The organism is Streptomyces sp. NPDC054783 (assembly GCF_053611725.1).
The window spans coordinates 22,028-34,980 of the sequence record NZ_JBSHAY010000043.1 but is presented as its reverse complement, the minus strand read 5'-3'; the positions used below and the strand labels follow the sequence as shown (position 1 = coordinate 34,980).

The following is a 12,953-nucleotide window of genomic DNA, read 5'->3' as shown; positions in this document are numbered from 1 at the left end:
AGAAGGCCTCGATCTTCGTGACCGGGGCCTTCTGCGTTTGTGGCGCAGGCGGAGGTTTTCACTATCGGGTAGGCGGGCCGGTTTTCCCGGCCCGCCCCCACACCACCGGACATGCGGGCCCGCATCCGGCGATTCGTTCAGCTGATCTCAAGCGGGTCGTTGGCGGGACCACGAGCCCTCAGGCACATCGCGGAAGTTCACCCCGACGAGCCGAAGATGCTCCTATGACTGTCAAGCCACTGTGGCCAGGTTGGTTTGGGGGATTCACCCAGTCGGTGTCCTGGTCAGAGCGCGGTAGACCTCGCGGGCGACGAATCGCTTGAGGCAGCGCATGATGTCCTTCTTGTTCAGCCCTTCCTTGGTTCGGCGGTCGACGTAGTCGCGGGTGCGTGCGTCGAAGCGCATGCGGGTGAGCACGATGGTGTGCAGTGCGTTGTTCGCGGCCCGGTCGCCGCCGCGGTTGAGGCGGTGGCGGTGGGTGCGGCCGGAGGATGCCGGGATCGGGGCGACCCCGGCCAGGTGCGCGAACGCCCCCTCGGAACGCATGCGTTCGGGGTTGTCCCCGGACGAGGCCAGCAGTTGACCGGCGGTCTCCGGGCCGACGCCGAACAGCTCAAGCAGCGCGGGAGCGGCCTGCCTGACCAGCGGGCCGATCTCGGCGTCCAGCTCGGCGATCTCCGCGTCGAGTGTCTGGTGGCGTCGGGCGAGCCGCCGCAGCGAGGCCCTGGTCGCCGCCAGCGGGCGGGACAGATCGTCGCCGGACCGCAGCCGGGCGAGGGTGCGTATCAACATGGCCCGGTTCAGTACAGCGACCTGCTCGCGCAGCAACGCGGGCGCCGAGACCAGTAGGGCTCGGATCTGGTTCATCGCCTGGGTACGGGCCTTGACCGCGCTGCGGCGGGCGACCCTCAACACGCGGACCGCTTCGACGACGCCGTCCCGGCTTTTGGGGATGCGGTAGCGCGCCCGGACAGTACGGCCGTCGCGGCCGCATAGGCATCGATCGGGTCGGACTTGCCCTTCGTCCGCCGTGTCTTGCGGTCGGGGCGGTCCACGTCGACGACGGCAACGCCGGCTGCCGTCAGCACCCGGGCGAGTTCGGCTCCGTAGGCGCCGGTGCCCTCCACTCCCACCGCGACGAGCGCGCCGTGTGAGCGCATCCACTCCAGCAGATCCCGGTAGCCGCGGATGGTGGCCGGAAACTCCCGGTCGGCCAGGTGCCGACCGACTGTGTCGATCACTGCGGCATGGTGGGTGAGGCCGTGGGCGTCGACTCCGCCGGTGATCTGCGGGCCATCGTGCGTCATGCTGGTCATGTCCGTCCTTGTGGCGTGTCCGTTCCGAGGGCGGCACGCGCCGGTCGGGCGGGTGGACAAGACAGTGACGGGGCTTCTGGACCAAGCTCCTATAAAGTCACAAACGCCCGTCCGGCCGCGTGCGCGGCGGCCCTGCCGATGAGCCGACAAATCTTAAACAGGACAGTCGATGACGTCAGTCAGTAAGTGAGTCAGGCTCACCAGTAGAACCACCAGTCACATTCTCACTGTCAGTAACAACGCTCATGATCAATACATCTAGGTGCGACCTGCTCGGCCTGCAGGTCGGTCGGCCCGCTTCTGGGCCGACCTTTGTCGCGGCTGCACTTCGCAGTGACCCACCACTCCACCGACGCCGGTACCTGTGCCCACCATCTCGTCCGCAACGGACGCATGCCGCGTCATGCGCAGCCGGCCCGGCTGGTGACCCCTTCGGAGCTCGGAGCCGCCCGTTTTACCGCATGCCACGGTCCGGGGGAGACTCGACTGACTTGTTCCTTTCGGCCACGACGATCAACAAATTCCGATTAGCATGGTTTGAGCCAGGGGGAGTTGGGGCGAAGCACGGTTGCAGTCCCTTTCGGGCGCGGCCAAGTGGCATGGCCTCGTTGGGTGTTCAGGGGAGGGGGTGGCTTATGCGATGGCGCCTGCCGCACGGGGGGCGCGCATGCCACACCGCGGTCGCTGGAAGCCTTGGGCTTCTGTGCGTTGCGGGGCCTGTGCTGCTCGGCGGTATCCACTCAAATGCCCCCACCAGGCCGCAGTTCGACACTGGCACCGCATGGCTGCTGTCTACGTCGGTGGGGCTGCTGACCAAGGTCAATGGTGCGACAGCCCAGCCGATGGCCCAACTAGCGCTTCCCGAGGATGGCAGGTCGAGCCGGACGTCGGTGGACCAGCGCGACCGAGGCGTCGTGGTCCTGGAATCGGGGGATGCGTGGCGGGTCGACGATGCCGATGAAGCCTATGGCGGGCAGTCTGTGCTTTCTGAAGTCGACTCTGTCGTCGTGTCCGGCTCGCAGGTCTACGGCATAAGACAGGATGCGCGGAGCAACGGCGCTGACGGCAGGCGGATCACTTCCACTGTCGTATCGCAGAGCGTCTCGGCGGTGACAGTGGGGGACGGGACGTCTGTGCATCTGCAAGGATCGGTGACTTCTGCGGTCGCCGGAAGCGGCGGCTCCCTCTGGGTGGCGTCGGCACCGTCAGGCACCCTCGTGCGCATTGAGGGTAAACGGGTAGTCGCACGCGCTCGGATCCCCGGCGCCCAGGGAGCTTTGTGGTTGACGTCGGCAGCCCACGCCGAGGCGGTCGCTCTAGACGGCCAAAGCCTGCGACTTACCGTGCTTGGACCGCACGGTTCCCTACGGACGTTTTCCACCGGCGATCGTCCGCAGGCCGCTTCGGGCGTCGCACTCGGTGTTCCCTCAGCGGCTTCCTCGCTGGTGCCGCTGGTGCTTAGTCCGAGTCAGACCCTGGTGACCACGGATACCGTCACGGGTGAGCTGCGGACGGTTCGATTGCCTCTCCCACAAAGAGACGTTCTAGGACAGCCGTTGGCAGCCGCGGGGCTCGTGTATGTACCTGACGACACGTCGGGATCGGTGCTGGTTGTCGACGCTGTTTCCGGCCGTGTGCGCCGGTCGGTTGGCCTGGCGGATCCCGGCAGCAGGGCGAAGATAACGATGTTCGTGCGCCATGGGCTTGTGTGGGGCAACAACGAGACGGGCTCCAAGGCGATGGTGGTCTGGCACGAGACGACGCGCGTGTTCACCAAGTACCGCAGATCGACAGGCGAGCGGACCGAGAGTCCTGGTCCCTCAGTCCGCCCCAGCCCCTCTACTACAGCTAGTCCCTCCCCGAGCCCGGGACTGTCCTCACCAGCGGTAGATCCAACCCGACTACAGCCTTCTCCCTCCGCTTCACCAGGTGGCAGCCCGCCGCCGTCCGCAGGGCCGAAGCCGGGCCCGGAGCCGAGTGGCTCGCCGTCGCAACACGGCCCCACCCTGCTCAAGACGATCAGCCTCGCTTCGGACACCGATCTCCAGTGGTCATCCGTGGCCTGGGACCCCGCGGCGGCACGCTTGGTGACAGCGCACGGTGCCGGCACCGGTCAGATGTGGGACGTCTCCGACCCACGCCGCCCAAGACGCCAGTATCCAGTGACGGACAGCGAGGGAGGAGCCACCAGGGGGCTGACCTTCGCCGCCCAGGGCACCCTGCTCTTCGTCTCGGGACGACAGCCCACCACCCACTACCAGGACTTCACCATCTATGCCGTGCCCTCAACAGGGGCGCCGAGCCCGCTCTTCAGCACGACCATCCCAGCCACTCAGAACCGGGGCCTTCGCGACATTCTCGCCATCAGATCCGACGGCCGGGCATTCGCAGTGGACGACGGCGGTGACGCGGCAAGCCATATAACTATTTGGACGAGCGCAAACCCGTCGGCGCCGGAACCGCTCTCCAGCCCCGACGGCAGTCCGTTCGACTTGGGTGACGCCGCAGGAGACGTTGCCTTCAGCCCGGATGGCAGGACGTTGGCGTTGACAAAGGACGCCACTCACAGCGACCGGCAGATTCTCTACTTCCTCGACGCCTCCAACCTGCAACACATACCCATCACCTCACAGCACGACATCGGTTCGATCTCCGCGCCCCTAGTTTTCAACCCAGGTGGGCAACTTCTCCTCGCTCCCGGAGTCGACACGTCAGCAGCATTGTGGGACGTACGCGACCGGGCGGCCCCGACGTTGGCGGCGGCACTGCCCACCCGCAGCCAGGTCACCGCCGCCGCCTTCAGCGCGAATGGTTCACTGCTCGCCACGGGCGAGGAGAATGGGACCGTCAAGCTGTGGAAGGTAGGGGCCGGCCAAAACCCCACGATGCTGGGACCCCTGACCACACGGGAATCCGAGATCACACAGCTGTCTTTCGACCCTCGATCCGGGCTACTGGCCGTAGCCGACGGCAGCACCGTGCAGCTGTGGAAGCCGAACTGAGCCCAAGGGAGTTCCATGACCTATCCCAACGGTCGCTACTCGGACCGCTACGCCCAGTTCGCGACCGGATTCACTGCGCTCGTCGATCATGTCGAGCGGGTTGTTCTGGGCAAACGCCAACAGGTGGAACTCGCTCTCACAGCGATGTTGGCCGAGGGCCATCTACTCATCGACGACTTCCCAGGACTGGGCAAGACCTCACTGGCTCAGGCCATCGCACGCGCGGTGAAGGGAGTGTTCCGGCGGATTCAGTTCACCCCGGACATCCTCCCCTCAGACATCACCGGAACACTGGTCCTCACCGGCAGCGGGAACGAATTCACGTTCCGGCGGGGCCCGGTCTTCGCGAACGTCGTGCTGTGCGACGAAATCAACAGGGCTTCACCCAAAGCGCAGTCGGCCCTCTTGGAGGTGATGGAGGAGCGGCAGGTCACGGTCGACGGTGGTCCCGAGTATGTGCCCCACCCGTTCATGGTGGTGGCCACACAGAACCCGATCGACTTCGCCGGTACCTTTCCGCTCCCCGAGTCCCAGCTGGATCGGTTCATGATCTGCATGGAAATTGGCTATCCGGACGCGGAGACGGAGCGTGAAATCCTGAAGCTGGGAAGCGAAGGTAGACTCGCCGACACCACCGGACACGTTCTCGTGGAAGCCCAGCTCAAGGAGATGATCGCCACGGCACAGAGTGTCCGCGTCGACGACGCCATCCACAGCTTCGTCGTCCGCATCCTCACCGCGACGCGGACGCATGAATGGGTGCGGTTGGGGGCGAGCCCGCGCGCCGGTATCGCATTGGTCCGTGCCGCCCGTGTACGGGCGGCAAGTCAGGAACGTCACTACGTCACACCGGAAGATGTGAACGTCCTGGCCGCTCCTGTGCTGGCCCACCGCCTGGTCCTGGACAGCGGCGCGGAATTCCACAAGCTGACCCCCACCGACGTCGTCAAGAAGGCGCTGCTCAGCGCTAGGCCCGCAAGATGAGGCCGACCCGCAGGGGTGCCGGGGTCCTTGCCACATCCGCCGTCCTCGCCTGTTGTGCCGTGCTGCTCGCCTCCACCGCTCTAGCGGTCGTCGCCGCCAGCGGTGTGCTTGCTTTCGCTGGCGCACTGCTGCTCGTGGCCCTCGCGCCCCGGCCATCAGCGTCCATCCGCCTGGACACGCCACGCGCAGAACGACACGGCATCGTGACCGTCAGCGTGGAGTGCAATCTCACCCGGCCGCTGCTGCGTACGGACATTGACCTCGGCGTGGCGGACACCGGCCTGACAGCGGAACCCATCCAAATGCCAACCGACGACATCAGATCCCACCTGGCCATCGCGCTACGGACACACCGCCATGGGGAAGTGATCGTGGGGCCGCCCACGCTCGGACAGACCGACCCGTTCGGGCTTTGCCGTCGTACTACCACGTCCGGGGACGGCCGGCGCCTGCTGGTCCGCCCCCGTATGGTGGCCGTTGGCAGGCTGTTGAAGACCAGCCGGATACGCTCCAGCGCAGGCGGCCGGGGAACACCCGGTGACGGCGGGGACTACGACGCCCTGCGTGCGTACGAACCGGGAGATGACCACCGGCTGATCCACTGGCCCAACAGCGCCCGCACCGGGCAGATCCTGGTTCGTCGACAAGTCGCCTCACCCACGCGGGAGTTCGTCATCCTGCACGACACGGCTCCTGCCGCCCATGCATCCCCCGACGACTTCGAGGAGGCCGTGGACTTCTCCGCCTCGGTGGTCACGGCCGTCACGAGGCTGGGACACGCACTGCGGCTCGCTACCACCACCAGCGAAGGAGTCTGGTCCTGGTCGGGCGGTGAGCGCTGCACTCCCGACGACATCGCACGAGTCTTCGCCTCCATCCAGCCCGCCGAGCCTAGGCGTGCATCCGCCCCCGTGGGGACAGCGGCGTTGCGGACGTCGGTTCGGCGAGCGCTGATGAGGTCTGCGACGTGCACGGTGGTCACGGGAGAGCCGTCGGCGCAGTTGCTGCAAGCTCTTGAGGACTCGGTCTTTCCCATGCGGCTCATCCTGGTATGCCTAGGGCCGAGCCGCCCATCGGATGTAGTCATGCGGTGGGCTCAGCCCCGCGGCACCGCGGTGATCGATTCCGCTGATGCACGCGGAGCCGCAGTCCGATGGTCGATGCTGACCCAGGCCGCGCTATGAGCCGCACAGTACGGCGAGAGCTGCTGGGACCTGTCGCAGCCGCGGCATCGGCAGGCTTTGTCTTCGCCCCTGCCTTCGGATACCGAGTGCTGGCGGCGCCAGTGCTTGTTGCTGCCACCCTGCCCGCTTGTGCAGTAGCACTCCTGCGGCGTGTGAGACCTACCTGGGGGTCGGCCGCAGTTCTGCCGGTCGTCCTGGCCCTGGCGCTGCCGGCGGCAACCGCCTTGCTCTTCCGTAATGCCTGGTCGGCGCATGGGGTGTGGCCCGCAGTGTGTGAAGCCGCCGCCGCGGCGTCACAGGTATGGTCCCGGTTGGGCGTGACAGTGCCGGCGTCCGGCCGCCCGGATGCCTTGGCCGCGCCGTTTCTACTCACTTGGGCGGCTAGCGCCTCCGCCGTGGAACTGCGTGTGCGGGCAGGGGCGGCCGCGATGGCACTGCTGCCGCCAACGGGCGTACTGGTCGTGGCCGTGCTGCTGTGCGCCCCACAGACAGTCGGCGGCACTCTTCCGGCCGCCGTCTTCGCCGCGGCCGTCGGGACGGACCTGGCAGCGTCACAAGACAGCGGCACCGTGTTCGGGCAGCGGCCGCGGTGGGTGGTACTGCCGCTGGCAGCCGGATGTGCGACCTTGGCATTGCTGGCCGCGATCGGTTGGCCATGGCTGGATGAACGGATGCCCTACGACTTCCATCGCGGTGCCGCGGTGAGCAGGCCAGGCGCCCTCGATCCGCTGGCACAGGCAAACGCCTGGGCGTCGAACCCGCATGAGACGTTGTTCCGTACGACAGGCGCAGCTCCGTCCGCCTGGGTGCTGGCCGACTTGGACGACTACGACGGAACGGTGTGGCAGCCCTCGGGCCTCTTTGTGTCCACCGCTTCGGTGGCCTACTTGTCCAGCGAGCGGCCTGTTGCGTCCGCATTGACCGTCGCGACCGTACGCACGGAAGCGTTGACCGGTCCGTTCCTGCCGCACCCCGCGCAGGCCGTCTCCGTTGCCAGACTGCCGGTATCGGTCAGCAGACACGACAGCACCGTCCTGGCCCAGCATGCGCTCCGTCCCGGCACCTCCTACCGGACTACTGCCTTTCCCCGGTCCGCTGCCGATGCCTCCATGGACGACACGCTGGTTCCGGACCGTTCCGACGAGGCAGCACTCACCGTCCCCGACTCCGTACCGAGCGCCTTGACTCCCCTGATCACCAGGGTGACCGCCGCACTTCCTCCTTCCGCCACGTCCCTGCAGCGGGCCTCTGCGCTGGCCCGGTGGCTGACCCTCCACTATGCCTATCTGCCGGCCGCCGCCGAGGACGAGACACTCGGCGGAGCCGAACGATTGCTCACCACAAGGCAGGGGTCGGCGGCCTCCTTCGTCACGGTATTCGCGCTGGCCGCCCGGGAAATGGGCCTGCCAGCGCGGGTGGCTGTGGGATTTTCGGCCGGTACCCGCAACAGGGACGGTTCGCGGACGGTTACCGGGCGGGACGTCAAAGTCTGGGGGGAGATCCGGTTCGTCGGGGTCGGCTGGCTCCGTTTCGACGTACTCCCTCACCCCTCCTCGAGGACTGACAGAGCCGTAGACCTACCCACCGCAGGTGCTCCCCGCACCACGGCAACCCCCAGCGCCATCCCGACCCCTCGCCCGAGAACGTCCCTCTCAGCGCTGCCGAGCCCGCCGCCCCCGGTTGCAGTCGGCTCCGGGGGCGGTGGCGGACACGCGTCGGTGCCGTGGCTGGTTGTACTGACGACGGCCGGATCACTGTGCCTCGCAGCCGCAGCCTGGATGGTGCTGGCCAGCCCACGGCTACGGCGGCGCAGAGCCAGGCGGCGTACCACGGCCGCCGGACGTGTCATCGGTGCCTGGGAGGTGTCCGTCCACCGGCTGGCCAGGTACCGGTTCCTGGGCCGCGCGTCACTGGGCACATTCGAAGATGTACGAGCAGCTCTGCAGCCGCGGGCCCAGCAAGCTTTGAGGACCCCGCTTGAAGCCCTGGGAGTGCTCGCCTTGCAGGCCCGCTACGGTGAGCCGGATGCGGAGGAAGCGCGTGCTCATCCCGATTGGCCGCGGTTGACCGATGCCGATGCCGACCGGGCTTGGCAACTGGAAGCCGAAATCGCCGAGCGTTGCCGCCGTGTTATCCGGGCCCCCCGCCCCATGCGTGTGCGCCGGCAGCTGCGGGCAGGCGTCGGGATCGCCGCGGGAGCGAGGGACACCGAGCACACACCATCAGGACGGACCCATAGATGACCGCACCGGTGAGTGTCTTTGCTTCCGGCCGGGCACAGGCTCTGCTGATCGGCTGCGGAGAGTACGACAAGGGGCACTGGCCAACGGTCAAGGCAGCCAGACCCATGCTGCGGCGCCTGCGTACCGCACTGCACGAACACTGCGACATGCCGCACGCGTCCATCACCGAACTCCACGACCCCGGAGACCCGCAGGAATTGCTGGTCGCCGTGGATGAGGCCGCCCGCCGAGCCGCCGGCGGCGCCCTGTTGCTGTACTTCGTAGGACACGCCGCGCCCGACGGCGCCGGTCGGCTGAGACTGATGACAAGGCACTCCAATTCGCCCTATGCCTTGGATACCTTGGCACACTACTCCCAGGCGAGCTTTCGCGATGTGGTTAAGACCGTCATGAGCGGCGCCAAGGCGGAGCGTCCGAACGCATTCGTGGCGATCTTGGACTGCTGCGCCGCCGACCGCGGAGCCTCGGACATGGCCCAGTTCGACTCCGAATACTTCCTTCTTGCCGCCGCGATGAAGGACGAACGGGCTCTAGCTCCCCCCGGTCAGCAGCAGACGAGCTTCGGCGGCCGTGTCCTTGACCTTCTGGAACAGGGCATCCCCGAGTTTGGCCCGGTGATGAGGCTGGATCACTTCGCCGACGTGCTACGCAAGACGACTCCGCCAGGTGTTCCGATTCCGAAGGCCAGTGGACCGGCCGGACACCTGGTGCTGGCACCCAACCCGCACCCCGATGCGCTGGAGCACGAGTCACGGCCGACGGGAAGCAGCGCCGTGCCCAGCGGAAAGTGCCCCTATCCGGGACTCGCCGCTTTCACAGAAGCCGAACAGGCCTGGTTTCGAGGACGCGAGGACTACGCGGACGAGATCGTATTCCACCTCACGGCCACCGACGCCCCCCGCCTGCCCCTGCTTCTACGCGGGCCCTCGGGGACCGGCAAGACATCGTTCCTGCGAGCCGCGCTACTGCCCCGGCTGGCCGGCCAGCCAACCGAAAACATGGCCGACGTGCGTGTCACAAGCGTCTTCGAGCCAGAGACACCCACACCGCTGAAGGAGCTCGCGCAGCACATAGCTGCCCTGGCGGACATCGCCGAACCCGAAGAAGTGGCTCAGCGGCTCCGCAATGGCCAAGCGGGCACCGCATCCGTCGCACGACAGGTGATGGCCACCCACTGCTCGCCCGATCGACCCCTGCCCGAATTCCTTCTCGTGGTCGACCAGTTCGAAAGAGTGTACGCCGCCGACATCGATCCGAAAGAGCGCGCCGCCTTAATCGACGCACTATGCGCTCTCGCAGAGACGGACATTCCGGCGCCACGGCGCTCCACCATCGACTCCCACAATGACGCGATACGGGTACGTGTCCTGCTGGCGATCGAATCACAATTCGACTCTGCCCTCATGGAATCCGACGACAGGCTCCGCCGCGCCTTGACCATGACCCAGCACATCCTGCCGGCGCTCGATGATTCCGACGTACGGCGTGCTGTCGTCGAACCGGCCGCCATGGAAGGACTCACCCCAGACGACGACTTCGTGGCCCAGATCTGCGCCGACTTCCGCGCCGCAGCGCACTCCCCGTATGGCGACGCCCCCGGCGAGCGTCAGCCGCTGCTGCCCCACTTGGCCCAGGCTCTCTACAGGACATGGCACCAGACGGGAGGCACATGTCTGACCCTGCGGGCGTACGAGGACAGCGGCTCCTTGACCGGATCCATCGAAGCGACTGCTGAGAAGTGCTTCCAACAGCTCAGCGGGCCTGCCCAAGACATCACCCGAACACTCCTGCTCGACCTCGTCGACCATGAAGAGCAGCAGCCGTATGGGCTCAGAACTGTCCCCGAGGACATACTGATCCGCAATGCGGCCCAAGCGGTCAACCCGCCGGACCAAGAGCTGGCACGGCAGACCCTGACCGCCCTAAGACAGCATCGGCTCGTTGTAGACCGGCCCTCCGGCGTTTGCTTGGTGCACTTGGCCCTGATCGGTTCCTGGCCGCGTCTGACACGCTGGCTCCGCAAGGACCAGGAGTGGCAGATCGTCCGGCAGCGTATTCAGGCGGAAGCGCAGAAAAAGCACGGCATTAACGCAGGCCGGCGGGACTTCTCGTCGCACAGGCTTCTGCCCGACGATTTTGCCGAAGCCGCCAGACGCAAGGGACGAAGCGGTCTGGCGACAGAGGACTGGGAATATCTCGATGCTGCAATGGACTGGTGGAACCAACAAAGCCGCCGCCGTCGTCGCATCAAGCTACTGCACTTCGCCACTGCTGTTACAGCCGTTGTCGCCGTACTGGCGTGTGTGGCTGCCCTTGTGTACGGAGTCCATGAAAGTGACGTCGCTCAGCGGCACAGTGCCGAACGCAACTCAGTTGCATTAGCCGCAGCGGCCGCCTCGGCTCGGGCGAGCTACCCGGACCTTGCCGCGAGGCTTGCTGTCGCCGCCTACCAGTCCTCACCCACGCCGCAGGCATGGGCCGCCTTGTTGAACAGTTCGGCTCAGGTCTTGCCCACGTCGGCTTCCAGCGCGGTCTACAGCCGTCTGTCCGGCACTCGCATCGGCGTTGGCGACCAGCAGATCGCCGCCGTGACACCGAAGGGGCAAATTGCCCTGGACGCCGTTGCCAACGGAAAGCAAATCGCCGTCCTGCCGGACAGCCAAGGTTTCGCGGCGGCCTTGATGTTCACCCACGGTGCCCGTCTGCTGGCCGGCGTGAACCAGCAAGGAGTCCTCCGGATCTGGGACACGACAACGCCGGGCTCCCGCCCCCGTCCCCTGGTTCCGACAGACCTGGGCACCCTGGACTCGGACACGTCCTACACCATCACCTTCAGCCAGGACGGCTCGCTCCTATCAATCGCCGCCGACAACAGCGCAGTTGGCAACAATGGCGCTCCCAACGGAAGCGAGGTCTGGCGCATTCCCACCGCCGGAACTCCAACACGCCTCTTGCCCCTTCCTGGATCGTTTGCCGAATTCACCGGGCAGGGCAGCACGCTGGCCGTCCGCGACCGGCAAGGCCGCTGGACGCTGCAACCCCCGGACAGTTCCAGCTCGCTGCCTAACGAGAACACACCGCTGCCGGTGCGACGAGGGGCCCCGGCGTCGTCCGTCTGCTTCGGCCGACACGGCAGCGTCCTGGCAGAGACCGGCGACAGAACTCGGCTGTGGGCGTTGACCGGGCGTAGCACACGGTCGGTGGACGACCTCGGCGTCCAGGGCGCTTCCTGCGCTCTCGCGGACGATGGCGGGATGCTCGCCATCTACGGTCCCACGACGCAGATCTGGTGTCTCGACGCGCGCTACCGGGCATCTCTTGCAACGGTCATGGAGACGCCATCAACCGGTGGGCGGTTCAGTCCCGCCGGCCGCCTGATGGGCGACTACAGCAGTCCGCCCCGCCTCTGGGACCTCTCCAGCCTGAGACAGCCGGGCCTACTGGCGGAACTCCCCGGCAGCGTTGGCAGTCCCGGGCTCGCCACCCTCGACACCTCTGGCACCTACGCCGCGGTCGCTGGCGACAGCGGGGCCGTGTCCGTCTGGGATCTACGGCGGCCCCACACGCCAAAGCCCCGCGCGACTATTGCGGCTCCCCTACGGGGCGGAAGCGTGTCTAGCCTCGGATTCATCCCCGGCACAGAGCGGCTTACCGTTACCTACACCAATGCCACCACCAGGGCGTGGGACGTGGCAACACGTCCCCCTGCACCAGCGCCCATCCCCACCCCGCCGCCCGATCCCCGCTTGCCATCGGCCACGTATCCCCACGGCGCCACAACCGCAACCAGCGATGGCGGAACCGTCACCCTCACCAGCGGTCCCGAGGACCACCCCGTCAAGGCATCCACTACCCCCTACCCAGGTGCCCTCGTCACAGCGCTGGCGCTCGACGCGAACGCCACCATCCTCGCCATTGGCGACGAACGAGGCAGCCTCACCCTTGTGCAACTCGAAGCCCACACAGTGCCCGTCGCAAGCGTCACCTTCCCCGTGCGGACCGGGGCCATCACCGGCATTGCCATCGGACCCAGCGGCCTGCTCCTCGTGTCGTCGGCAGACGGCATGACTCGCCTCTCCTCCGTCTCTCCCGCCGCCCTGGTGCACCAGGTCTGCTCAACTCCTCTGACACCACACGTTGCCGCTGAATGGAGAGATTTCACCAACGGCTCCGCACGGGCCGCGTGCAAAGACAAGTGACCAGCGACTCGCAATGAGAAACGAC

At 66.8% G+C, this 12,953-nt stretch carries 5 protein-coding genes and 1 pseudogene; 5 read left to right on the top strand and 1 reads right to left on the bottom strand.

Going from position 1 to position 12,953, the window contains the following annotated elements:
- Positions 1-264: 264 nt before the first annotated feature.
- Positions 265-1,307 (bottom strand): annotated as a pseudogene (locus ACWGJ5_RS41185) (IS110 family transposase).
- A gap of 2,171 nt (positions 1,308-3,478) precedes the next feature.
- Between ACWGJ5_RS41185 and ACWGJ5_RS41180 the strand changes: the two are divergent.
- The 5 genes from ACWGJ5_RS41180 to ACWGJ5_RS41160 are packed head-to-tail and all read left to right on the top strand — an operon-like array spanning position 3,479 to position 12,928.
- Positions 3,479-4,318: a WD40 repeat domain-containing protein gene (locus ACWGJ5_RS41180; protein ID WP_453314741.1), complete on the top strand. Its 840-nt coding sequence runs from the start codon at positions 3,479-3,481 to the stop codon at positions 4,316-4,318.
- A 15-nt stretch (positions 4,319-4,333) separates the two neighbouring features.
- Complete coding sequence (locus ACWGJ5_RS41175; protein ID WP_453314740.1) at positions 4,334-5,302, top strand: AAA family ATPase; 969 nt, start codon at positions 4,334-4,336, stop codon at positions 5,300-5,302.
- 59 nt (positions 5,303-5,361) lie between these two features.
- Positions 5,362-6,486 carry a DUF58 domain-containing protein gene (locus ACWGJ5_RS41170; protein ID WP_453314739.1) on the top strand — a complete coding sequence of 375 codons (1,125 nt, stop codon included), beginning with the start codon at positions 5,362-5,364 and terminating at the stop codon, positions 6,484-6,486.
- Entirely contained in the window at positions 6,456-8,729 is a 2,274-nt protein-coding gene (locus tag ACWGJ5_RS41165) for a transglutaminaseTgpA domain-containing protein (protein WP_453314738.1), read from the top strand. The genes ACWGJ5_RS41170 and ACWGJ5_RS41165 overlap by 31 nt, the downstream gene beginning before the upstream one ends.
- Positions 8,726-12,928: an nSTAND1 domain-containing NTPase gene (locus ACWGJ5_RS41160; protein WP_453314737.1), complete on the top strand. Its 4,203-nt coding sequence runs from the start codon at positions 8,726-8,728 to the stop codon at positions 12,926-12,928. Before ACWGJ5_RS41165 ends, ACWGJ5_RS41160 begins: the two co-directional genes overlap by 4 nt.
- Positions 12,929-12,953: the final 25 nt, after the last annotated feature.